This window comes from Arthrobacter sp. OAP107 (assembly GCF_040546765.1).
Lineage (GTDB): Bacteria > Actinomycetota > Actinomycetes > Actinomycetales > Micrococcaceae > Arthrobacter.
The window spans coordinates 3,189,129-3,213,287 of sequence record NZ_JBEPOK010000001.1; the positions used below are offsets into that span (position 1 = coordinate 3,189,129).

General features: G+C 61.0%; 20 protein-coding genes. 8 read left to right on the plus strand and 12 right to left on the minus strand.

Translation table 11 applies throughout. The features are described from left to right. The first annotated feature begins 73 nt into the window (after positions 1-73). The 3 genes from ald to ABIE00_RS14715 all read left to right on the plus strand — a co-directional run bounded on the left by ald (position 74) and on the right by ABIE00_RS14715 (position 2,552). Positions 74-1,189, plus strand: a complete 1,116-nt coding sequence (ald, locus tag ABIE00_RS14705) for an alanine dehydrogenase (protein ID WP_354261460.1) — start codon at positions 74-76, stop codon at positions 1,187-1,189. A 68-nt stretch (positions 1,190-1,257) separates the two neighbouring features. Next, positions 1,258-1,515 carry a hypothetical protein gene (locus ABIE00_RS14710; protein ID WP_354261462.1) on the plus strand — a complete coding sequence of 86 codons (258 nt, stop codon included), beginning with the start codon at positions 1,258-1,260 and terminating at the stop codon, positions 1,513-1,515. 539 nt (positions 1,516-2,054) lie between these two features. Further along, positions 2,055-2,552 (plus strand): HtaA domain-containing protein, encoded by a 498-nt coding sequence (locus tag ABIE00_RS14715; RefSeq protein WP_354261464.1) that lies wholly within the window; start codon positions 2,055-2,057, stop codon positions 2,550-2,552. 227 nt (positions 2,553-2,779) lie between these two features. Here the strand turns inward: ABIE00_RS14715 and ABIE00_RS14720 are convergent, their stop codons facing one another. The 10 genes from ABIE00_RS14720 to ABIE00_RS14765 all read right to left on the minus strand — a co-directional run bounded on the left by ABIE00_RS14720 (position 2,780) and on the right by ABIE00_RS14765 (position 14,491). Further along, entirely contained in the window at positions 2,780-3,544 is a 765-nt protein-coding gene (locus tag ABIE00_RS14720) for a type 1 glutamine amidotransferase (protein WP_354261466.1), read from the minus strand. Positions 3,545-3,796: 252 nt separating this feature from the next. Further along, complete coding sequence (locus ABIE00_RS14725; protein ID WP_354261468.1) at positions 3,797-5,581, minus strand: helix-turn-helix domain-containing protein; 1,785 nt, start codon at positions 5,579-5,581, stop codon at positions 3,797-3,799. Between the two features lie 4 nt (positions 5,582-5,585). After that, the gene (locus tag ABIE00_RS14730; RefSeq protein WP_354261470.1) at positions 5,586-6,746 is read right to left on the minus strand and encodes an NAD(P)/FAD-dependent oxidoreductase; all 1,161 of its coding nucleotides are present in this window, start codon (positions 6,744-6,746) and stop codon (positions 5,586-5,588) included. Beyond that, entirely contained in the window at positions 6,743-6,979 is a 237-nt protein-coding gene (locus ABIE00_RS14735) for a ferredoxin (RefSeq protein ID WP_354263366.1), read from the minus strand. The genes ABIE00_RS14730 and ABIE00_RS14735 overlap by 4 nt, the downstream gene beginning before the upstream one ends. Before the next feature lie 5 nt (positions 6,980-6,984). Beyond that, complete coding sequence (locus ABIE00_RS14740; protein WP_354261472.1) at positions 6,985-8,178, minus strand: cytochrome P450; 1,194 nt, start codon at positions 8,176-8,178, stop codon at positions 6,985-6,987. After that, positions 8,175-8,915 (minus strand): gamma-glutamyl-gamma-aminobutyrate hydrolase family protein, encoded by a 741-nt coding sequence (locus ABIE00_RS14745; RefSeq protein ID WP_354261474.1) that lies wholly within the window; start codon positions 8,913-8,915, stop codon positions 8,175-8,177. The genes ABIE00_RS14740 and ABIE00_RS14745 overlap by 4 nt, the downstream gene beginning before the upstream one ends. Before the next feature lies 1 nt (position 8,916). Continuing rightward, entirely contained in the window at positions 8,917-9,690 is a 774-nt protein-coding gene (locus tag ABIE00_RS14750) for an SDR family NAD(P)-dependent oxidoreductase (protein ID WP_354261476.1), read from the minus strand. 66 nt (positions 9,691-9,756) lie between these two features. Beyond that, complete coding sequence (locus tag ABIE00_RS14755; RefSeq protein ID WP_354261478.1) at positions 9,757-11,202, minus strand: glutamine synthetase family protein; 1,446 nt, start codon at positions 11,200-11,202, stop codon at positions 9,757-9,759. A 219-nt stretch (positions 11,203-11,421) separates the two neighbouring features. After that, on the minus strand, positions 11,422-13,128 hold the full coding sequence (locus tag ABIE00_RS14760; protein ID WP_354261480.1) for a diflavin oxidoreductase: 1,707 nt from the start codon (positions 13,126-13,128) through the stop codon (positions 11,422-11,424). After that, positions 13,118-14,491: an aldehyde dehydrogenase family protein gene (locus ABIE00_RS14765; RefSeq protein ID WP_354261482.1), complete on the minus strand. Its 1,374-nt coding sequence runs from the start codon at positions 14,489-14,491 to the stop codon at positions 13,118-13,120. Before ABIE00_RS14765 ends, ABIE00_RS14760 begins: the two co-directional genes overlap by 11 nt. A gap of 486 nt (positions 14,492-14,977) precedes the next feature. Here ABIE00_RS14765 and ABIE00_RS14770 point away from each other — a divergent pair, with 486 nt between their 5' ends. The 5 genes from ABIE00_RS14770 to ABIE00_RS14790 all read left to right on the plus strand — a co-directional run bounded on the left by ABIE00_RS14770 (position 14,978) and on the right by ABIE00_RS14790 (position 22,409). Beyond that, complete coding sequence (locus ABIE00_RS14770; RefSeq protein WP_354263367.1) at positions 14,978-16,393, plus strand: APC family permease; 1,416 nt, start codon at positions 14,978-14,980, stop codon at positions 16,391-16,393. A gap of 330 nt (positions 16,394-16,723) precedes the next feature. Continuing rightward, positions 16,724-18,058, plus strand: coding sequence for an aminotransferase family protein (locus ABIE00_RS14775; protein WP_354261484.1), 1,335 nt, complete (start codon positions 16,724-16,726; stop codon positions 18,056-18,058). Between the two features lie 154 nt (positions 18,059-18,212). Further along, complete coding sequence (locus tag ABIE00_RS14780; RefSeq protein WP_354261486.1) at positions 18,213-19,319, plus strand: Zn-dependent alcohol dehydrogenase; 1,107 nt, start codon at positions 18,213-18,215, stop codon at positions 19,317-19,319. 176 nt (positions 19,320-19,495) lie between these two features. Further along, a complete protein-coding gene (locus ABIE00_RS14785) occupies positions 19,496-20,989 on the plus strand; it encodes an aldehyde dehydrogenase family protein (RefSeq protein WP_354261488.1) in 1,494 nt (497 codons plus the stop codon). Positions 20,990-21,230: 241 nt separating this feature from the next. Next, positions 21,231-22,409, plus strand: coding sequence for a M20 metallopeptidase family protein (locus ABIE00_RS14790; RefSeq protein WP_354263368.1), 1,179 nt, complete (start codon positions 21,231-21,233; stop codon positions 22,407-22,409). A gap of 140 nt (positions 22,410-22,549) precedes the next feature. Here ABIE00_RS14790 and ABIE00_RS14795 read toward each other — a convergent pair whose 3' ends face one another. After that, positions 22,550-23,545: a tyrosine-type recombinase/integrase gene (locus tag ABIE00_RS14795; protein WP_354261490.1), complete on the minus strand. Its 996-nt coding sequence runs from the start codon at positions 23,543-23,545 to the stop codon at positions 22,550-22,552. 154 nt (positions 23,546-23,699) lie between these two features. Then, positions 23,700-24,035: a histone-like nucleoid-structuring protein Lsr2 gene (locus ABIE00_RS14800; RefSeq protein WP_354261492.1), complete on the minus strand. Its 336-nt coding sequence runs from the start codon at positions 24,033-24,035 to the stop codon at positions 23,700-23,702. Between the last annotated feature and the right edge of the window lie 124 nt (positions 24,036-24,159).

Consider the following 24,159-nt stretch of genomic DNA (forward strand, 5'->3'; position numbering starts at 1 on the left):
TGCAGAGTTCAAGTTACCGCAGTTTCTGTCATTCTTTTGCCCACAAGCATCAATCCCCCCAGAAAGTATGAGCATGATCATCTCCGTCCCCAAGGAAATCAAGAACAACGAGTTCCGCGTCGCCATCACGGCCGCGGGCGTGCATGAATTCAAAGCAAACGGCCACGACGTGCTCGTGGAAACCGGTGCCGGCGCTGGTTCCGGCATCAGCGATCAGGAGTACGCACTCGCCGGAGCTGAGATCGTTGAGACTGCAGAAGAGGCCTGGGCCCGAGCCGACATGGTGATGAAGGTTAAGGAACCCGTGGCATCCGAATACCGCCATTTCCGCGAGGGATTGCTCCTTTTCACCTACCTTCACCTTGCCGCGGAACCCGCACTGACCCAGGCGCTTGTCGACTCCGGCGTCACCGCCATCGCCTACGAGACCGTCCAGGAAGGCCGAGCGCTGCCGCTGCTCGCCCCCATGTCCGAGGTGGCCGGCCGGCTCTCCGTCCAGGTCGGCGCGACCTCCCTGATGGCTCCCGCCGGCGGCAAGGGCGTGCTCCTCGGCGGCGTTCCGGGCGTCCGTCCCGCCAAGGTCGTGGTCCTGGGTGCCGGTGTCGCAGGCACCAACGCCGCCGCCATGGCCCTCGGCCTCGGTGCCGACGTCACCATTCTGGACATCAACATCAACCGCCTGCGCGAACTCGACGCCCAGTACCAGGGCCGGCTCAAAACCGTGGCGTCGAACTCGTACGAGATCGAAAAGTCAGTTATCGATGCAGATCTCGTCATCGGCTCCGTTCTGATTCCGGGAGCGAAGGCCCCCAAGCTCGTCACCAACGACCTCGTGGCCCGGATGAAGCCCGGCTCGGTCCTGGTGGACATCGCGGTGGACCAGGGCGGCTGCTTCGAAGACACGCACCCCACCACGCATCAGGAACCCACGTACAAGGTTCACGATACGATCTTCTACTGCGTGGCCAACATGCCCGGCGCTGTCCCCAACACCTCCACCTACGCGCTGACCAACGTCACGCTCCGCTACGCGATGGCTTTGGCCAACTACGGCGTCAAGGGTGCTTTCGACCGGCTCCCCGCTCTGGCCGGCGGTCTGAACGTGGCGGCGGGAAAGGTCACCCACAAGTCTGTCAGCGATGCCCATGGACATGACCTCGCCGACTGGCAGGACCTCGTAACGGTTTAGGACATCGGCTGTGCCTGCCCGATAGAAGGCAGGCACAGCCCGCTCCAAAGGAAGGGGCACGGCATCAAATGGCATTTCACCTGCAACCCAAATGGCAGCCGCTGGTTGGCCAACTGGTCATCGTGAAACTTCTGGATAAGGAGATCCGCCGCGGAGTTGTCGATGCAGTAACCGATGATGATCAAATCCTATGGCTCGACAGTGACGGCGCCGAGCCCCGCCGTCTCTTTCACCGGGCAGACGGTTTCAAGGTGTGGGTCGACTATAGATGGGAAACCGACAGGTCCAGCCTCTGCCCAGGCTTCCAGCATGCTGCTGCACGATGAGGTACGAACACTCCGCTGCGCCTGGACACGTACAGCTTCTAGAACAGCTGCTTGATGATAGTGAGTTAGCAAGAGCCATTACTCGGCTGCGCACCGAAACAGTCCAGGATGAAGCGTCAGGCGTTCTTGTCACCTGGCACGGCCCTTGGTCCTACACCCTTGAGCTCAGCCACCAGATTCCTCCTGGACTCGTCTACGAGTGCGTCGCCCCTGAACAAGTGAACTTCTCACACTGATTCAGGACCACAGTTCTGACTGGTCGAGCCCATCAGCGCCCCTCCCCCAACGGTGGCGCGCCGGCGGCGCCCCTCCAGCAGGCTGTCGACCTCAATGACGAGCCGGCCGCGGGGTCCACCGCCCCTAACGGATGGGCACCAGGCACACGGCGGATGCGAACGCTGTGCCCGCAGTACATGTCGATCGCTTGAGCCGGCACGAAAATGGTCGAATATGAAGAGCCGGTAAGCCACTCCCATTTCTGGTGTGTCGGGAGCGGGAGCACCACCGGCCGTGTGCAACCTGGCAACGAGAAGGAACCCATGATGTCCGAACTTACTGTGGAAAGAGCAGATCTCGGCATGGCCTGGGCGGTGAAGGAGAGCTTTGTACAGTACGTGCAGTCTATGCGCGATGGACGCATACTCCTGCGCGAAGGCGCTGCCGTGACAAATACCCGACAGTTCTATTTCCCGTTCAGAAGCCTGGACCGGGCCGACGGGGACAACTTTGTGCTCCAGTTCGGTGGAGAGGCCCGCTTCCTCGCCCATCACGGGCTAATGTCGGTCTCGATTTGCAACCCAAAAATAATAGTCGGGCCCGACGGGGCATGCCTGTCCATCGAACAAGGAAACGAGATCGTGCACCTCGCCCATCTCGACTTGCCGGCGGTGTCGGTGGAAGACGGCGTCAATATGTGGGCAAATGTCCCGGTAGCTCTGACCAGCGCAGGAGCGGCTGTTTTCGCAGATAGCTACTCAGCCGGAGAAACACTGGCTCCGCTGACCGTGAGAGCACCATCCTTTGTGGAAGTATCCTGACCGCGTTCTGCGGAGGAACTGGCGGTACCACTTGGGACACGGTGCTGGGCCAGGCATGAAGGTGCCGTGCTTTGCCCCGCTCCGGACGTACTCGGTGGATCCGGGCACGAGGAACTGGCAAGGACCTGTTCCTGCCCGCAGACTCAATGGGTCCAGGGGCAGGAATCGCTGCATCGGCTAGTGTCCAACGTCCGCCCCGCGGCCGCAGCGCCACCACGCGCTGTTGGTTACTGAGTAGCCACGGTTGCGGTCGTTCGGACCAGGTGGGCGAAGCGTCGCGCCATCGCCTCGGTATGCTCCCTCACGATCTGGTCTTGATTCTCGAATGCTTTCATTCCGCGGCCGGCACGCTCTACGGCAACCGTGTCATTCTCCTTGACCAGGGACAACCACTGGCGGTAGACCACCGGCGAGATCTCCGGGTGAAACTGAACTCCCCATGACATCTCGCCTACTCGAAAAGCCTGATGCGAATACTGGGCCGTCATCCCGAGCCATACCGCTGACGGCGGGAGTTGGTCGATCATGTCCCCATGCATGGCGCCTGCGAAGAAGGGACCCGGCAATCCGGCCATCAAGGGATCCTCTGCAGCATCGGGCCGTAATGCCACCTCTACGACCCCCGCCTCGAGGCCTTGGTCTCCCCTGGCCACGGTCCCGCCGAACGTCTGTGCCATCAGCTGAGCTCCAAGGCAGATCCCTAGCGTGGGTTTCCTCTGGCTGGCGGCGGCCGCCATGAGGCGCCGGATGTCGGTAAGCCAGTGATAGGCATGGTCGTCCAAGGAGCTCATGTCTCCGCCAAGAACCACCAGGGCGTCCTCCTGGATCACGTCCGGGATCACGTCGCCACTGAAAGGCTGGATAATTCTGGTGGCTATTCCCTCATCGTGCAGCCAAACACCGAGACGGTCCAGCGGGCAGTGGAAATCTGGCTGTATGACGAGTGCCTGCAGGGTACCGGTACCTCGGGGCAGGTTTGGCTGATTGGTCATTTTCGAATTCCTTATCGGGCGGTCGGGCCCCGGGTTGTGAAGGGACGGTGGCATCCTGTGCGGTTAACCCGGACACCGAAGCCCCATGGCCTTTGGTCCCCGGACCCAGGCGGACAACTTCAACGTAGCGAACGGCACGGCCGCGGTCGCAGTGCCGGTTGCACATTAAGATCCGAATGTGTGTGCCATAGACAGCCTGGTGATCTTGGGATCACCCGAATATTCCTCAGCGGATCCCGGCCGCTGTTGCCGTCATTGAAGAACCGTGCGGTGGCCTTCGCGCATCGCCAGTCGCGCAGCAATGCCCGTGGGCAGCCAGTCGCCGGCTTCTTCGAATGAATGACCGATGAGCTGCTCCACGCGCTGGAGCCGTTGCCGGAGTGTGTTGCGGTGGATGTGCAGTTTGGAGACCGTGTCGGCAATGGATCCTTTATTGGAAAGGAGCATGGCGACCGTTTCGGCCAGCTGGGTTCCATTTTCCGCGTCGTAGTGCATGAGGGACCTGAGTTCCGCGAGCACGTCCCTGATCTCCGCAGACATCCCCTCCCCAACAAGGGGCAGTTCCTGCAGGTGTTCTATGTCGCTAAAAGAGGTGACCCGTCTCCCGGATGTCTTGCCGACCAGTTCTGTCCATGCCAGTGCGGTTTCGGCGTCTGAGAGCGCTGGCTGCAGAGAGGCGACGTCCCGCGCCAGCGGACCTACGCCGGCGAAAGCTGAGACGCCACGGTGTTCGTCAAGGTCAGAAAGAGTCGTTTCCAGCTTCGCCTTGATCTCTTCTCCGGAGCCGGAAGGGGTATCGATAAAGAGCAGGCTGAGGGGGCCTTCCGTGAAGACCAGGGATCGGGGGCCGGCCAGCTCCTGAAGGTAGGGGGCGATGCGCCTGGACACCGCGTCAGAGTCGAATTTCAGCCGTTTCACTCGCACCAGGACCGGCAGAGTGCGGCCCTTGGACCAGCCTGACTCCTCGAGAATGCGGGCGAATGTGCTCGTGCCGACGCTTCGGAGCAGGCGTGAAGCATGGGATGAGCCGACGGACTCCAGTTCTACTGCTTCGAAGAGGGCGGCCAGCTGAGAGCAAATGGCGCTGAGCCGATCGAGCTCTCTGGTGGAATAACGGCGTGGACGATAGCACGTGACGATGCCCCGGGTGCTCGTCAGGCCAAAGGAGACAGATATCCGCTCGTGTCCGGCGAAGTTGGATTCAATGAATTCGGACGTTGCTGTTCGTGAGTGAGTGGTTCGAACTACAATTCCGCTTCGCTCGCCCTTGTCCATTGCGATAGCGGTGGGCGGCGATGTGGCTGGACCTCGCCCGAAATATTCAATGACGCACCCGTCGGAGCTCATGTGCTTAAGAATCGCCTGGGTGGCCACTTGGGCGCATTGCAGGACGGACGTGGCGGAGTTGATCGGGAAATCGACAAGGAAGTGCGCTGCTGCGGATTGGCGCCGCAAGTCATCAACTGTCTCAGCCTGCAACAGGCCGCTGGCAAGCAGCACTCCCACCTCGTCAGCAATCAGCTTTGACTCCCAGGTGAAGGTTTCCTCCTCATATGACCAGAGGCTGAACACGCCAAGGAGGGTCCCGGTCGGTGCCACGATCGGGACAACCAGCATCGAATTGAAATCTTCTTCCTGCAGTTCGCTGATGCTGGCGAACCTTGGGTCCTGCTGAATGTTCTTGTTTAGGACAACCGACTGTCTGGTGAGCCCTGCCCAGCCAGTTATACCTTCGCCGAGGCGAAGGGTGATTCGTCCCACTTGCTGGCTTTGCACTCCAGGGGTGCCTGCGCGCATGACAAGGACTTGTTCCTGTTCATCCCACAGGTAGACGAAAACCCCTGCTGAGTTTGTTGCCCTGGCTACCAAGTCCACTGCTCTTTGAGCAAGCGCGAGTGGATCGGGTCCTTCCATCATGAGTTGCGTGAGCTCGGACAGGGTGTCTGCGCGAAGCTCTGCTATTTGGAGTTTGTGGCGATAGCCAGCGGGCAGGACCTCATTCGGTTGCGGGGCCGCAGGCTCAGCAGGGGGTTTCATCTTTTCAGCTTAGAAGGCTCATGCCCATGGAGGCCCGGCTGAACTGCCTTGGCGCATTGACACCGATCCAGGCCGCGTCCTCCTCCGCGGATCCGACCCGGTACAAGGCGGCGTTGCGTTCCTCGGCAGCGTAGACCTGCACAAGTTCGCCTGCCGGCGGAAGCATGCCGTGTACCTGGACCTTTCGACCGAACTGCTCCGTCCATCCGTACGGAGCCTGTTCCAGTTCCATGGATTCGAAGCCGGCGAAGTATTCAGCCAGGGCTGCACCGTGCCGTTGGGCCTGGGTCCAACTCTCGAACCGCCGAAACGTTCCGTCCTCTGCCTGCCGCGCCGAAACGTCTCCGATAGCGAAGATCCCGTTCGCGATTTCACCGGTCGTCAGCAGCGCCTTCCCGTCGGCAGTGCAGCAGACGCCGTTGGAAATGTCCAGATCGCTGTAGGTCAGCCATCCCGTGTTGGGCCGGGCGCCGACAGCGCTGATAACAAGGTCGGCGTGCAGGTCCAGGCCACTGACCTGGACTGTCCATTGGGCATCCGTTTTCTGAATGGATTTCACAGCAACCCCAAAGTGAGTTACAACACCGGCCTGGTGCATCCATGCCTTCGCTTCCTCCCCCAGATGTCCCGAAAAAAAGCGCTGCATAGGTTGTGGAGCAAAATCCACTACCGTGACGGCAAGCCCACGCTGGGCCAGTGTGGATGCGAGCTCCGCACCGATGGTTCCGGCGCCGATGATGATCGCACTGGCAGCTCCTGCATCCACGGCATTGCGCAGGGCCAGGGCGTCCTCGGCGGTTCTCAGGCTGAGAACGCCCGCTGGCTCATTTGGCAGCCTGATTGAACCGGCCCCTGTTGCGATGACGACCGCATCAGCCACCACTTCTCCGAGCTTGTCCGTCAGGACGGTCCGCTTGTCGGTGAGCAGCCCGATCGCTTTTGCATTGAGGATCGGAGTAGCCTCCGGCCACCACTCAGCCGGTTCGACGGGACCGGTAGCAAGAAGAAACTGCTTCGACAGCGGGGGCCGGTCGTAGGGCGCATTCGGGTCTGAATCCATGACGATGAATTCGCCCGCAAAGCCCAGCTCACGACTGCGTTCAATCAGCATCGCCGATGCAACCGAAGCGCCAATGATCACCACCCGGTCTGGCAGATGTGTCACGACGTCGAAACCTCTTCGGCCTTCTCGCCGGCGTCGTCCGTTTCCCGTTCCAGGATTGCCCGTTCAGGGCAGTTCCGGATGGCCTTTCGGACGTTGGGTTCGTCGCCGCTGTTTTCACGGCCAGGAATGACGTGGGCGTAGCCTTCCTCGTCAATCTCGAAAGTTTCAGGTGCCAGAGCCCAGCACCGGGCGTGGCCTTGGCAACGCCCTCCGTCAACCCAAAGTTCTCCCATAGTGATCAAGCTCCAATCTTGAGGGTAAGCGGGCCGACGCCGTGCCACGGCTCGTCGTTATTCGCCCGTTCGAAGTGAGGCACGGCTTTCAGGAATTCCTCCATGGCAATGACCATCTCGGCGCGTCCAAGGTTTGAGCCAAGGCACCGGTGGATACCTCCGCCGAAGGCCAGGTGGCGGTTGTCTTCACGGTCAATCTTGATTTCATTCGGTTCTTCGTAGACCTCTGGGTCGCGGTTGCCCGCGCCAAAGACGAGCACGACGCGTTCCCCGGCCTTGATCTCCTGGCCACGGACAACTGTGTCTGCTTTTGCAGTGCGGGCCATGGCCTGGACCGGAGAAAGCGTCCGCAGGAACTCCTCGGCAGCGGTGGGGATCAGGTCCGGGTCTTCACGCAACTGCTGCTGGGCCTGCGGGTTGCCGGCCAGGTACCAAAGGGCGGAACGGATCGCCCAGGCGGTAGTGTCCAGCCCGGCCAGGAAGAGCAGGTAGCAGTACGACAGCAGCTCTTCGCGAGTGAGCTTCCGGCCCTTCACTTCCGCCTTCAGAAGCTGGGTGATCAGATCATTGCTGGCATCTGCCTCCGGTCCGGCCTTTTCCCGTTCGTCGAGAAGGCGGTCGAAGTAGTCGTTCAGCTCACGTCCGGCCGCGTAGGCCGTTTCCGGATGCGCGGTTCGCTCATAGATGATCTCGTCGATCCACCGGTCGAAAATGGGCCAGTCCTGCTCCGGATATCCGGCGAGCCGGCTAAAGATAATCGTCGGCATCGGGCGGGCAAGCTTCGCCGAAACATCAACGACGTCTCCGGCCGCGAGGACTTCCTGGCACAGCTGCCTGGCGGTCTCCCGCATGCCGGGTCCCAGCTTCGAAACATTCATGGGAGTGAACATCGGGAGCAGGATCTTGCGGAAGTCAGCGTGGGTCGGCGGATCGATATCGATCGGAATGAGGGGGACATCGGTGCCGAAGGCGGGAAGGAGCATTGAAGGTCCGACAGCGAAAGTGTCCGGGTCCTGCTCGGCATTGAAGATGTCTTCGCTCTTGGTGATGTACCAAAAGCCGCCGTACTTGTCGCTGTGACCGACAGGACCATTGGCGAGCATGTCCTGGTAATCGTCGAAAATGTTATCGAGGGCCCGTCCGTGGAAGTCAAAGTCTGACTTGTTGTGGCTGAGCCCGCGCTCGGTTTCTGTGCTCATGAGAATTGCTCCTGAAGTAGTTGCTCTGACTGTGCGTGCGCCGCGGCCTTCTCCACGAGATCCACGAAGAGAGCCTTCTGGGCTTCGTCATAATCGACCATGTGTTCGGGATGCCACTGGACCCCGATCAGGCTGGCATCATCGGCTTCGATGGCCTCGATGACGTCGCCTTCCCGTCCCACGACACGAAGGCCTTTACCGAGCCTTCCCAGGCCTTGGTGGTGGTAGCTGTTCACCGGGATGCTCAGGCCTTTGGCGATCCGGGCAAGTTCGGAATCCGGCTCCAGTTGCACCCTGTGCCATGGTTCGTGTGAAGGGTTGTCCTGCCAATGCCCTCTGTCCGGGCTTACTTCCTGGACCAGGTTTCCGCCGCGAATGACGTTGACAAGCTGCATCCCCCGGCAGGTCGCCAGGACGGGTATGCCACGCATCATGGCCTCGTTGTAAAGCTCGATCTCGAAATCGTCCCTGATGTCACACACGTCGTAGACCGTGTCGATCGGGTCCTCGCCGTAAAGGCGGGGACTGATGTCGCCGCCCCCGGTGAGGATCAACCCGTCGAACCCTTCGAGCGCCGTATCGGGGATTGTTGCCGTGGACGGAAGAATGGCAGGACGGCCGCCCGCGGCAAGCACGCCGTTGGCGTAGGCCATGTTCTGGACCGTTGAAGGCATCGGGCCAAAGGCGGTATCGACGGTTTGCCGGGCCGCTGAAATGGCAATAAGGGGCGACCTCATGTCAGTAAACCAGCCAACCACCGTCGACGTGGATGGTGGTACCGGTGACCCAGCTGGCCTCGTCACTGGCCAGGAACGCGACGGCGTTGGCAACGTCGGATGGCCGGCCGATTCGTCCCAGCGGCGTACGGTCGAGGAGGAACTTCACGGCCTCCTGGTTTTCCAGCACGGACTTGGTGAATGGGGTCTCGATGAAGCCCGGGGCAACAGCGTTGACGCGGATCTTGGAAGCCGCGGTTTCGATGGCCAAAGCCTTCGTGAACATCAGGAGCGCACCCTTGGAAGCGTTGTAGTGCACCTGGGGGTGCCCGCTGCTGGCGATGACGATGTGGGCCTCAACAGAGGTGATGTTGACGATGGCGCTGGTTGAATCGTCGCCCCGGGCGGCGGCGCCCTTCTCCAGCAGCGGCCGTGCAGCCTGGCTGACCAGGAACGGGCCTGTGGAGTTCACTGCGAAGACCTGGTCCCATTCGGCAACGCCGAGGTCATCGAAGTTGCTGCCCTTGACGATGCCTGCGTTGTTGACGAGGGTGTCGAGCCGGCCGAACTTGGCGTCGATCTCGGCCATGCCGCTGCGGACCGAGGCTTCGTTGGCGACGTCCATAACAACAGGAACCATTTCCGGGTGCTGGCCAACCAGGCGCTCGAGCGCGGCCTCGTCACGGTCGAGGGCTACGACCGTGGCGCCCTCCTTGAGCAGCTTTTCTGCGATGGCAAGGCCGTTTCCGGACGCGGCTCCGGTAACTGCAGCGATCTTTCCAGGGTGAGTAGTCATTGGGTGTTTCTTCTTTCTTGGTAAGGAAAATGGCGGATTCGACGCTTCTCAGCGCTGCACTGGGCGCTAGATTCGTTCCAGGTAACGTGCGATTTCGAAGTCGGTGACACTGGTTTGAAGCTTGCGGAGCTCCCAGCGCCTCGTCTGGACGTAATGGGTAACGAAGGTTTCACCGAAGTACGCCTTGGCGACCTCGCTCTTCTCGAACTGTTCGACGGCCTGGTCCAGTGTCCCGGGCAGCTGCTTTACCAGGTGTCCCTCCTCCAGGGCGTAAGCGTTGCCGACTACCCGCTTGGGTGCGGCCATTTTTGTCTCCACGCCGTGCAGGCCGGCGGCGATGCTTGCGGCGATGACCAGGTAAGGATTGGCGTCAGCGCCCGGTACCCGGTTTTCGATGCGCGCAGCGCTGCTCTTCGACGGGATGGACCTGATGGCGACCGTACGGTTGTCCAGGCCCCAGGTGGCGCTGGATCCGGCCCACTGCCCGCCTTCGGTCCGCTTGTAGGAGTTGATGGTGGGCAGGTAGAGGGCCGTCAGCTCCGGCGCCGTCTCGACGACCCCCGCCAGGTAGTTGTATCCGATGGCGCTCAGCTCGCCGGGCTCCTCGGCATTGGCGAAAGCCGACTTGCCGGATTCCGGATCCCAGAGACTCTGGTGCATGTGCCCGGAGGAGCCGGCCCACTCCGGGTTGATCTTGGCCATGAACGATGCCGTGTAGCCGGCCTCAGCTGCAACCTCCTTGACGGTGGCCTTGAGCCGGAGGGCGTTGTCCGCTGCCGCGAGAGCATCGGAATAGTGGATGTTCATCTCGAACTGGCCCGGGCCGTTTTCGCTGTTGCTGGCCTCGATGAAGATGTCCTGCTCGGACAGGCGGCGGCGGATTTCGCCGATGAGGAACTCGGTGCCTGTGTCCCTGACAAGGCTGTAGGTGTGGCTGCCCGCCGTGATGGGGGTCAGGTCGCGCCAGCCATTGGCGGCAAGCTCGGTCGGAGTCCCCTTGAACAGGTAGAACTCGAACTCGTAGGCGCAGACGGGCGAGTAACCGAGGTCTTCGGCCTTCTTCACGACCCGCTTGAGAATGCTCCGGGGGCAGATTGCCGCAGGCTCGCCCGACATCTCGTAGGCATCGCAAATGACGGAAGCGACGCCAGGTTCCCCGGAAACGACCTTGAGGGTACTTAGATCCGGAAGGAGCGTCACGTCGGGGTAGCCCGAATCCCACCCCGTGTAGCTGAGATCAGAAATGATCTCATCCTGAATGTCCCAGCCGAAGATGATGTTGCAGATGTTTGTGCCGCGCTCTGCGACACTTTCCAGGAAGTACCGGGCGGGGATGCGCTTACCGCGCCACACACCGTCCAGGTCCACGACGCCCACTTTGAAGGTTTTGATGTCGTTTTCGGAGACGAACTTTTTCAGTTCGTCGTGGGCTGACGCCGTCGCGATCTTATCCTGCATGTCGATAGCCTCGAGTTCTTGGAGGTCCTCCGGGACCTGTGTGATCGGATTCACTGTGTACCTCTTTATCCTCATTGATATTGGTTACTGAAGACACTAAAAGCGGAGCTTGGCGGGCGTATGTGCAGGGTGCACATCATGATTGCTGGCTACATGCATCCGGTAAGCCACGTCACATTCCGGGCCGCGTCCCTGCACTCAGGCCAATGCTTTTTTGTTTCCTGCCCGGTTCCAGGGGCGGGAAAATCCCCGAAACAGGCCAGGGCGGGCGGGCTAGTAGACGTCCTTGACGTAACGTCCTTCGCTTTTCATGGATTGCAGGTAGTCGTGAGCCCTTTCGGGCGTCATTGCACCGTGGCTGATGAGCACCGCCAGCAGGGCTTCGTCGATGTCAGGTGCTATCTGTTTGCCGCCGCACACGTAGACCGAAGCCCCGCCCGACAGCCAGGCAAAAACGTCTTTACCTTCTTCGCGGATCCGGTCCTGGACGTAGACCTTGCCCTGTTGATCCCGGGAGAAAGCCAGGCTGAGGCGGTCCAGCACGCCGTTGCTCTGGAGTTCTTCCATTTCTGCCTGATAGAGCCAGGACGGCTTCTCATGGCGGTCCCCGAAGAGCAGCCAGTTTCGTCCCCGGGCTTGTGAGACTTCCCGGTCGCGGAGAAAGCCGCGGAATGGGGCAATTCCGACACCTGGACCGATCATGATCACGTCAGTTTCGCTGTCATGGGGCAGATGGAATTCGTGGGCCGGCAGCGGGAACACTTTCATGGCTGTCCGGGTCTGTGCGGCGGACTGGAGGAAACCACTGCAGGCACCCGTATGCCGTCTGCCGGCAGTCTCGTATCGAACAGAGGAGACCGTCAGGTGGACGCGGTTGTCGTCAGCGAGAGGACTGGATGCGATGGAGTACGACCGGTGCTGCAGGGGCCTCAGCATCGACAGGAATTCTTGGGGGTCGACGTCCCTTGAACGGGTTTCCTGCAGCACGTCCAGCATGTCCCGTCCCCACAGCCAGTCCTCTAGCGCGTTCCGGTCACCGGACTCGACCAGGTTCCGTACGGGATGCTCGGGCGCGAGGTCTTCAACAAGCCAGGCTACGATGCCCAGATGGGGCAGCCGCAGCTCATAGTCGTTTTGAAGGGACTCGCGTACCGTCTTGCCGTCGTCACCGAACACCTCGCTTCCCGCGAGACCCAGGAATGCGAGGAGGTCATCGACGAGCTCGCTGGAGTTGGCGGGGATTACGGCGAGTGAGTCACCCGGCCGATAGTTGCGGCTGTCGCCGCTGACCTGCAGCTCATAGTGCCAGACCTCTTTTTCGGACTCTGGAGCGCTCAGGAGGCGGGCTTCAACGACGGTGGCCGTGTCAGGTTCCCGGCGGGTGGCTTTGGGCTGGTCAGCGGGCCTTGTTCCCGGGGCTGAGGAGCCTTCCGGGTTTTTGCCTCGCTTCTTGGGAACAACTGTCTTGAAGGTCTCAAGCATGCCCTTGATCCACTTGCCCGACGTCAGGTCATAGTCGACATCGCAGTCAAGGCGGTCAAGGATCCGCTTGCCGCCGAGTTCGCCAAGACGTTCGTCAAGGTCGATGCCGGCCTTGCAGAAGTCTTCGTACATCGAGTCACCAATGGCGAGGACCGCGAAGGGAACCTCCTCGAAGAGGTCTGCACCGGCGCTTTGAAGCTGGTCCCAAAACGGTTGCGCGTTGTCCGGCATATGGCCGTTGTCGTGGGTGGCGGTAACGATCAACAGACGATCCTTGCGCGCCGCATCTTCCGGGGTCAGCATGTCCAGGCTCATCAGCTCGGCTGCATAGCCCTGGGTGTTTGCCTTGTCCACGATCTTGGACGCCAGGAATTCTGCGTTCCCGGTCTGGCTCCCGTAAAGCACGCTGAGGGTCTGGACGGCGGTGTCTGTTGCACCGGAAACTTCGGAAGAGATGCCCTGGTCGGTGCGGACCAGTTCCCCTGTCTCAGCTGTCACGATCAGTCCTTACAAAAACGGTTTTGAGTTCGGTGTAGGCCTCGATGGCTGCCTGGCCCAGTCCACGGCCAATGCCGGACTGCTTGAAGCCGCCGAAGGGCGTTTGCATCCGGATCGAAGAGTTGGAGTTGACTGACAGGGCCCCGGACTCCACTCCCCGTGCGGTCCTCAGCGCCTGGCCCACATCGTTGGTCCAGATAGAACCGCTGAGTCCGTAGATGGAGCTGTTTGCCAGGGCGATGGCTTCTTCTTCGGTGTCAAAGGGAATGACCGAGGCAATGGGGCCGAAGATCTCATCAGTTGCCACCCGGCTCTTGGGGTCCGGCGCAATGACGATCCGCGGTGCCATCCAGAAGCCGGGACCCTCCGGAACCTCGCCCGCGGTGACAACGTTCAGTCCTTCACCCAGGAAGCTGGACACGGATTCGCGGTGGCCGGCCGACACCAGGGGGCCGAGATTGGTTGTGGCATCGAGCGGGTTACCGATCTTCAGGGCGCGGGTCGTTTCGATAAACCCTTCAACGAACTCGTCGAAGACCCCCCGCTGCACGAGAAAACGGCTGCGGGCGCAGCAGTCCTGCCCGGTGTTGTCGAAGACGGACATAGGCGCCGCCTGGACGCACTTGGCAAGGTCAACGTCGTTGTAGACGATGCTGGCAGACTTGCCCCCGAGTTCAAGCGTGACTCGCTTCATCGTCTTCGACGCGGCCTGGATAATCGACCGGCCGGTTTCGGTGGAACCCGTGAAACTGACTTTATTAACGCCGGGGTGTTCGGCAAGGGCGTTACCCACGCGTGCCCCGGAACCGGTGAGGACCTGCAGCGCGTCGCCGACAACACCCAGTTCGTTCACGATTTGGCCGAGACGGACAGTGGACAGCGGGGTGAGGGCCGCTGGCTTAACGATCACGGCGTTGCCGCAGGCGAGGGCAGGCGCGATACCCCATGACGCGATCGGCAGAGGGAAGTTCCACGGAGAGATCACGGCTACGACCCCCATCGGCTCGCGGAAGGTCATGCTGATGCCACCGTCGACGGGAATGGTGTCGCCGAGGATCTTGTCGATAATGCCCGCGTAGTACTTGAAGCATTCTGCTACTCCGAGCACTTCCTGCCGGGCGGCGGCCAGCGGTTTGCCGACGTCGGTTGATTCGAGCAAAGCCAACTCGTCGCTGTGCGCGATGACAGCGTCCGCAATGGCCCAGAGGGCGTCACGGCGTTCTGCGATAGGCTTCCGCGCCCAGATGTTCTGCGCCTTCCGGGCACGCTCGACGGCCGCGTCAACCTCAGCCAGGTCGTACGAAGGGACTTCACCGATCAGTTCCTCTGTAGCGGGGTTGTAGACGGAAATAATGCTGCTCATACTCGGGTGCTCCTTCAGGAGAGTGGTCTTCGTCAAAGATTCCTAGTCCCATGTGGAGTCTGGGAAGCTCCGTTGTATCGAGCATGCCCGGGCTCCGGCCAGGGAGCGAGTGCGACGGGCACCACATCGATCGCAGGCATGTGCAACCTGCACACCGGGGTGATCTGCGTCAAAACTGTGCATTGCGACCATGAGTGGTGGGGATAGTGTGCAGAGCTGACACCCCGGCGTGTAACGAGCGACTTTAGGCTGTAACCCAGTTCACAGAAGGCGTGGCAAGGGGGCCACGACTGCAGTTGGATTTCAGCGGTGCTACTCATTTTCGCCCTGTCGAAAGCATCGTGAAGTGACTAGGCTTCAAACGTCCGGGAGGGACGAATGGCAACTAATAATGTTCAATTTGAGCCGGTGGATGCCGGACCCAACGGACTCCTGACCCCCGACAAGTTACTCGGCCGCGGGCTAGGTGTCGGATCAATCGTGTTCATGGTTGTGGCTGGTGCCGCACCGATGACAGCTGTCGTGGCCGGCTGGCCCGTGGTGGTATCTGCCTCGGAAAGCACGGGCGGTCCACTGTTCTTCCTCATCGCCACGGCGATCCTGTTTCTGTTCGCGATTGGCTTCACGCGTATGACGCCGTTCGTGAAAAATGCGGGGGCCTTTTACTCCTACATACAGACTGGCCTCGGCCGGGGCATGGGGCTAGGGGCTTCAACCTTTGCACTTGGTACTTACCTGCTCCTGTTTCTTGCGCTGTGTTCATACCTGGGGTCAGCGGCCCAGACCACTGTTCACGATCTGGGCGGCCCGGATCTGCCTTGGTGGCTGTGCAGTCTGGTGCTGATGGCGATCTGCGGTGCTCTTGCGTACCGGGACGTCGAGCTTTCCGCCAAGGTGCTGGGTGTGGTCCTGGTCATTGAAACGGTTGTTCTGCTGGCCGTAAATATCGGGGTGGTTGTCCACGGCGGTGCGGAAGGTTTGAGCGGTGACTCACTGTCCCCCGCCCGTCTGGGTGAGGGTGTCCCCCCGCTGGGCGTCATGTTTGCCTTCTTCTCATTCATTGGTTTTGAGGCCACCGCTGTTTTCCGCAACGAAGCGCGCGACCCCGACCGCACAATACCGCGTGCAACGTACATCGCCGTTCTCGCTGTCGGCATCTTTTACACGTTCACCGCTTGGGCCATGCAGGCCGGTATCGGCGACAGCAACATCGTTGAAGTGGCTACGAATGATCCCACCAGCATCGTGGTTGGTTTGGCCGCGAAGTACGTCTCCCCTGTCCTGGCGACTCTCCTTCAGGTCTTCCTGATCAGCAGCCTCTTCGCCTGCATTCTTACGTTCCAGAACGTGCTGACGCGCTACCTGTTCACCCTCGGAACGCAGGGCGTGCTCCCCTCCGGGCTCGGCACGGTCCATCCCCGGCACCGGGCTCCTTCCAGGGCCTCGTTGACTGTGTCGGTTGTGGCAATTGCCCTGCTTGGGGTCGAGGCGCTCCTCGGGCTTGACCCCGTGACGCAGGCGTACACATGGTTTTCGGGATCAGCAACACTCGGCGTGGTAGTTCTGATGGCCCTCACCTCGTTCTCTGTGCTCGTGTTCTTCCGGAGAAAGGCAACAGGAAAGCTGTGGGCCACGCTCTTGGCTCCCGCTCTTGCGGTGATCGGTCTCGGCGCGATTGTCTTCCTGGTCGTGCAGAACTTTGGACTCCTTGTCGGCGGTGACCTGGCTGCAGGCATCCTGCTGACGGTCATGGGAGCCCTGTTTGTCTGCGGTTTGGTGACCGCCCTGGTGATGCGCTCAAAACGGCCCGAAGCGTACGCCGCGCTGCTGCCCCCGGTATCCAGCCCGGAGCACGAACCGGCCAAAAGCGAGAACTGCGCGACGGCGGAAAACAAGAGCTAACCCACCCGGATCCCCGGATTCGTGCCGGGCCCGATGATGACACAACTAGGCAGGCCGGCACTGCTGTGGTGACCTCCAGAACGACGTCACCACAGCAGTGCCGAACCCGTTGATCTCTAATCACCCCACTTCTGGTCATGCCTGACGGGGTCAACTCGATGGCCCAGCCTGCATCTTCTGAGGCCTGTGCACACCGCCGGACCTCCACTGAGGCAAGCGGCCATCTATCGGCCCTGGTACAAACGCCTCAGAAGGCTCGCCAGGACAGTAAAGGAGTATTCCATTTCTGAGAGCGCTCTGTTGAAGCAGACTATTGATAAGACATACCCGGTGGTCACCCATGGCCGGGGGGTCTACCTTTATGACTCAGCCGGTCGGCAGTACCTGGACGGGTGCAGCGGCGCCATGACTGCAAACATCGGCCATGGCGTTGAAGAAGTTGCAGAGGCGATGAAGGAGCAGTCATGCCGCGTGGCTTTTACTTACCGCACCCAATTCACGAATGTGCCCGCCGAGGCCTTGGCACGGCGGCTCACCGATCTGGCACCGGGAGACCTTGACTGGGCATTCTTTGTAAACAGCGGATCAGAGGCGTCCGAGTTCGCCATCCGTACCGCAGTTAGTTACTGGCGCGAAAGGGGCGTCCCGGGCAAAGTCAAAGTTCTCGGCCGGAACATCAGCTATCACGGCATGACCATGGGAGCCCTGTCGATGTCCGGACACGCAGCACGCCGCCCCGACTACGGGCCGTTGTTGCATGCGTTCTCCTTCGCCCCGCCGGCCTACGCATATCGCTTCGCGCAGCCGGGCGAGAACGAAGAAGCATACGCGCTGCGGGCTGCGAAAGCCTTCGAACTTGCCATTCGGAACGAGGACCCTGGCACGGTCGCAGCAGTGATCGTGGAACCGATCGTTGGAGCCGCCGGCGGGGTCCTGACGCCTCCGGCCGGCTACCTCTCCCGGTTGCGCGAAATCTGTGACCGGTTGGATGTGCTGCTGATCATTGATGAGGTCATCACGGGCGTCGGGCGGACGGGAGATTGGTTTGCGAGTTCCTACGAGAACGTCGTGCCGGACCTTCTTCTTATCGGTAAAGGATTAAGTGCCGGTTATTCCCCTGTTGCCGGCGTCCTGCTGCGAAGCCATGTTGTCGAGGCGCTCAGGGAAGGCAGCGGTATCGCTCCGTTCGGGCACACCTTTTCGGGGAACCCCCTGGGGGCGGCCACCTGCCTGGCGGTCCTGGACTTCATGGAACGCCGGAACGTCCTTGCAAACGTCCGGCAGCGGGGTAAGCAGCTCGAAGAAGGACTGCTCTCCCTGGCAGCCAGGTACCGCTGCATGGCCGATGTCCGTGGCCGGGGCCTGCTGTGGGGCTTCGAGTTCGTTACGGACCAGGAAAGCAAGCAGGCGCCCGATCCTGCGCTCGGAGCGGCCAACACCTTCGTGCAGGATTGCCTCGCCCAGGGGCTCATTGTCTATCCGGCCGGCATTGCTCCGCTGAACAACGCGGTGATCCTGTCCCCGCCCTTGGTGATCAGCGAAGAGGAGACCCGGGCATTGCTGGCGAAGCTGGAGGAAGCCCTTCGCGCTATGGAACACCATGTTGAGCGGTGGGCCGCTGTGGATGACAGCCGGAGCGGATCCCGAGTTGGAAGCGGAAGCTGACTTTAATCCCGGCCAGTCCACCATGTGCCGACGCTGGTCACCTTGCACATAGTGGCCGTGAAGGCTGTTCCCTCCACACACTTTTGAAACTCCGCCAGGGCTGAAGATGGTCGAAGCGACCATCTGCAAGCGCCTCAACCATCAAGGAAGCCAAGTGACTACACCGATTCTTGCCGCCGTACTGGAAAAACCTGGAGCCCCTCTCCAGATCCGCGAACTGCTGCTGGATGATCCGGAGGACCATGAGGTCCTCATCCGGACCGAGCGCGTGGGCCTTTGCCATAGCGATCTGCACTACCTGAAAGGCTCCCTGGACATCTCGCTGCCGGCTGTCCTCGGACATGAAGTCGCAGGCATTGTCGAACGTGTTGGCTCGGCGGTCACAAGAATTAAGACCGGTGACCGCGTAGTCGCAACCGTCACCCCGTCCTGTGGCGCATGCCGGAACTGCATCAGTGGGCGCCCGACCCAGTGTGAACGGGTCGACTCGATGCGTGAGCGGCATCGGCCAAGGCTCCTCTCATCTGATGGATCAAGCGTTGAGTCGCTCGGCGGTATCGGCGCATTTGCAGAGGCCTTCCTGGTGAAAGAGGCATCCGCTGCGGTGGTCGGCTCGGACCTGCCGCCCCAGGTGGCATGTCTTCTCGGTTGCTGCATCAGTACAGGGGTCGGCGCGGTTATTCACGGCGCAAAGGTAGGGCCAGAGGATACTGTCGCCGTAATCGGTTGCGGCGGTGTCGGAATAGCGGCCATTCAGGGTGCGAGGTTGGCTGGGGCACGACGAATTATCGCCATTGACGCAGTGCCGGCGAAGCTGGAGCTCGCCCGCAACTTCGGTGCCACGGACACTGTTGTCTCATCACTCGACCCGACAGAGACACTCATCCAGGTCCGGTCACTTCTTCCCCAGGGTGTTAGCCATGCAATCGAGGCGGTCGGCCGCAGCCAGACAGCGGAACTCGCCTTTTCGCTTCTGAGCCCGACCGGAACCGCCACCATCCTCGGTCTCATGCCCACAGGGTCCGAACTGCGAATCCCCGCGGATGCTCTCGTCTACGGTGACCGGCACCTTCAAGGTGCCTACATGGGGGCGAACCGGTTCCTCAGCGATGTCGACATGTTCACAGACCACTACCTGAACAACCGGCTGGACCTTGATGCAATGGTTACAAAGCAACTCCCCTTCGAACGCATCAACGAGGGATTCGAAGCGATGGCGGAAGCGTCAACCATCCGCATTGTGCTGACCATGACCGACTAAAACCTTGACCCGGACAACTCGTGGATCCTCGCGGTGGCAGCCCGGTCCGGCAATCACGACATGACTTTGCCGTCCCGCGAGGACCGGAACGAAAGCTGCGCAATGTGGCGCTGTAGATCCTCCCGCCATCAACCGCCGAAGGTCACAACAAACGAAAACCAGAGGAGCCTACAAAAATGACTGCTGAAGGACTAGCACAACTGACCGATATTGCCCCCGACCTTGTCGAGCAACGCTCCTTTGTCGATGGCACTTGGCTGCAGCTCGAGGAAAACGGCCGCTACCTCACCAACCCGAATACCGGCGAACCCCGGCAGCCGATGCGCAAGACCGCCAAAGATGATGTCGAGCGCACCCTCGCCGCAGCGGCGACACTGCACAGGTCCGGGAAACTCGAAGACATCAAACTCCGGGACCGCCTTGAGCTCCTGATGAAGGTAGCCGCAGCTCTTGATGCCCAGAGCGAAGAAATCGCAGTCCAGGACAGCATCAACACCGGGGTTCCTATCCGGACCACACGCCTGATTGCCGGCGCGCTTGGTGACAGAATCCGCGGAACTATCAGTGAAGCGGAGCAGCTTGGTGAATTGGAGACCCTTGATCATGACAGGTCTGTGGTCATCCTGCGCAAGCCCCTCGGCCCGGCCCTCATTGTTGGCCCCTGGAATGCCCCAACGTTCACCGTGGTCGGCAAGGTGGCGGCAGGCATGGCCGCCGGTTGCCCCGTCATCCTCAAACCCTCCGAGAACGCCCCCAGCGGTTGCCAGCTCTTCGCCGAGGCTATCGTGTCTGCCATGACCGAACTGGACTACCCGAGCGCCGCGTTTCAGCTCGTTCATGGGAATTCGGAGACAGGAGCACTGCTGACATCGGACCCCAGGATCGAAGCCCTTTCGTTCACCGGTGGCGATTCCGCAGGCCGGACGGTCGCGCAAGCTGCGGCGTACAATCTGGCGGTCATGCAGATGGAGCTCGGATCCAACAATCCCGTGATCATTCTGGATGACGCCGACGTCAGCTCGGCGGCGCGGTCCATTGTGCAGGGCATGACGCGCCTGAATGGGCAGTGGTGTGAGGCGCCCGGCAAGGTACTGATTGACGCGTCAATTCACGACCGGTTCATTGAAGCGATGAAGTTTGAGCTGGGCAAGCTCCGGGTCGGAAATGCCCTGGATGAGTCGACGCAAGTGGGTCCACTGGCGTTTGAGCGGCAGCGCGATGGCCTGAAGGCCTCAGTGAGTCGGCTCCTCGAGCTTGGAGGGAAGCTAATCACTTGCGGGGACCTGCCTGATCTTGACGGATGGTTCATGGCACCGGGGATGATCGTCGGGTGCGCCGCCGAGGCCGCAACGGAGGAGCTATTCGGGCCCCTGGTCACGGTACATCCCGTGCACTCGGTGGAGGAGGCCCTTAGCCAAGCAAACGGTCCGGCAACCGGCCTGGATGCCTACGTATTCGGTGGCAACGAAGCAAGGACCATCGAAGTGGCCTCCCGTATTCGTGCTGGTGAGGTCCGCATCAACGGCACATTCATGAGCGACCTGGCAGGCAATTCGCGCCAGAGCTTCTGGGGTACCAGCGGTATTGGAGGCCACGGTCCCCAGTACGGTGTGCGCTTCTTCACCGGCGACCGCGTGATTGGCATGGACAGGTCGGATCTCCCGCTCTAAAGGCTTCCGACTCCAGCAAGCAAAAGCCAGCCACGGCGGGGCTTCTAATAAAGAATCCGGAACCGCGACCCGCAGCCAAGAAGCGGGTTCCCCCCAGACTCCAGGAATGTGAGCGAGTCGGGGACGGTCAACACGAGAGAGTCCTTCAATGACAGATACTTCAACGACAGATGCGGGGCGCTTTTCATCGCTGAGTTTCCTTGAGGGCGCTTCAGCGGCGATCCCGTCCTTCGGAAGCGACCTGGTTGATTTCCGCAGGGAAATGCATGCAGACCCTGAAGTTAGCCTGCACCTGCCCCGCACCCAGGCCCGGGTCCTTGAAGCACTCAGGGCTCTCGACCTCGAAGTAACCCTCGGAGAAGCAGCCTCGTCCGTGGTTGCGGTACTACGGGGAGGTGCCACCGAGGCCCCCCTCGGGGCCCGCCCAACTGTACTGCTCAGAGGTGACATGGACGCACTTCCCGTCGCAGAAAAGACGGGATTGCCCTTTGCCTCGACCAATGGAGCGATGCATGCCTGCGGCCATGACCTGCATACAGCAGGCTTGATCGGTGCTGCCCGCTTGCTCTCGTCCGTACGTGAGAGCCTGACGGGTGACGTCATCTTCATGTTCCAACCGGGGGAAGAAGGGCATGACGGGGCGCGCATCATGCTGGAGGAAGGCGTTCTTAGCGCAGCAGGCAGGCGACCGGATGCTGCCTACGCCCTGCATGTCGTTTCGGACGTGCCGTCAGGCTTGTTCACAACCCGTTCCGGCTCCTACATGGCTGCCTTCGGGGATCTGTCCGTCAAGGTTATCGGGCGTGGCGGGCACGGTTCCCGGCCCTTCCAAGCTCTGGATCCCATACAGGTTGCTGCCGAAATGCTGGGCGCGCTACAGACATACATCACGCGGCGATTCAACGTTTTTGATCCCGTCGTACTGTCCGTGGGTCAATTCCACGGCGGTTCAGCCTCTAATGTCATACCTGATTCGGCGGAATTCAGGGCCAGTGTCAGGTCTTTCAGCCCCAGCGTGGAAGCGCGGCTCGCACAGGAGTTGCCGGATCTTATCCGGCAACTTGCGACCGCTCATCAATTGACAGCCGAGGCAACGTTCACTCCGATAATGCCGGCGACCGTCAATCACGACAGTGACGCCGAACTCTGGGGCAATATTGCACGCAGGTTTTTCGGAGAGCATCGGTTTGTACAGAGCCCGTCCCCGAGGACCGGCTCTGACGATTTCTCCCGAGTCCTCGTGGAGGTTCCCGGCGCATACGGGCACCTCGGAGCAGGGTCTCCGGATATCGACCCCACGGAGTGGGCACCCATGCACTCGCCCCGGGCAGTGTTTGACGACGGTGTCCTCGTCGACCAGGCACAGTTCCTTGCCGGGGTGGCGCTTGGAAAGCTCCAGGGGCTCGAGGTCATGGGGTAGCGCCGGGCGCAGCTTGGACCCTTGTACGGGAGCCCGGTCGTGCCCCTGAATGCAGTGCCACGACCGCAGGAGCGAGCACCATGTCCTTGTCTGTGGATTTACTCCTTATGTATCCCTATATATAAGGAGTAAAAACCGCTCTACGCCAGTGCCCGAGCGACGTCGTAGCCAGCTGACTTTGCCAGCTTGTGCCGTGAGCGGTCGTAGCGTCTGGTGGTCCGCGGATCGGCTTGCCCGAGGCTGTCCTGCAAATCGTGCAGTGCCACCCCGTTGTCCAGGGCGATCGTGGCGAACGTGTGCCGCAGGCTGTGCGGACTGATCTGTCCCTCCACGCCGGCTTTGCGGGCCAGCCGCTGGATTGTCCTGAATGCCTCTGAGCGGTTCCACGCTCTGCCCGTTTTGGTGGTGAACAACGGCCGGCTCTGTGCGTGCCCCAGGATGGGAACAACATCAGCACCCGACGTGCCCAGGTAAAGGTTCAGCGCCTCGACAGCTGGAGCAGGAACTGCGACTTTTGCAACCTTGCCGCCCTTGCGCTGGATGCTCAGCGTCCGGTGGCCGGCGTCGTGACTGTAATTGGCTGTGGTCGCACCCAGGGCTTCGCTGATCCGGACGCCGGTAAACAACAGCACGTTGACCAGAGCATTGGAGCGAAGGTTGTCTGCTTTCGCCACCCGCAGCAGTTCTTTTGCCTGATCGCGGGTGAGTCCCTGCGTCGAACTGTGGTCTGCATCCACCCTCGGGCGTGTGACTGTCTGCACAGGATTGAGATGGGTGACATCCTCGGCCATCGCGTACCTATAGAAGCTCGACAGCGCGGCCAGGGTCCTGGCCACCGTCGAAGGCGCCCCGGCCAGCGTGTGCCGGTAGCCGTCCACATGCACCCGGCGCACCTCGAACAGATCCAGGTTGTGGCTGTCCAGCCACAAACAGTAGTCAGTGAGATTTCGGGTATAAGCAGCCAGTGTGTGACGGGAAACCAACGCCAACTGCCACGCAGCAATAATGCGGGCGTGTCTTTCCGAGTTTCCGGCAATCACGGTGTTATAAGCGAGGTCCACACCTGAGTCTTTCACAAGAGCCACACCATAACCGGTATTATGGTGTGCTTTTTTGGCGTGTTGGGATTTCTTCAAAAAACATCGGAGTCGGCCCGTTTTCGCTTGACGTGGGTTGCACACTTCGTTTAGGCCCTCGCAGAGCAAGAAAAAAGAAGCCGGAAAGTCTGGTGCTTTCCGGCTTCTTCGTTTAATAACGCGGCGGCCTTGCCCGACGTCTGTGGACTTCGGCCTAGTGAGATGCCAGGTACCGCTCGACGACCTCTGCCTGGATGCGGCCCCGGGCGTTGACCTGGATGCCATTCTCAATGGCCCACTGCCGCACGGCCTTGGCGTCGACGCCGCTCTGCCCGGCCCTGCGAGCCGACGAGGCCTGCCGGCCGCGGCGGCCACCTGTCACCTTGCGGCCGGCGTTGGTGAATCTCTCCAGGGCCTCGCGCAGTTCATTGGCGTGACCATCGTTCAGATCAATCTCATATTCGGTGCCGTCAAGAGCGAAAAATACTGTCTGGCTCGCTTCCGAACCATCAATATCATCTTCAAGCAGCACAACTGTCTTTTTAGCCATGAAGAAAGGCTATCAGTTATGAGGCTATTGCCTGCCACCGGATAACTAACAGGAAAATCTGATACACCGAAGCGCGGGTTCACCGGAAATGTGAACTCAAACCCGAACTCACCATCCGGCCGGA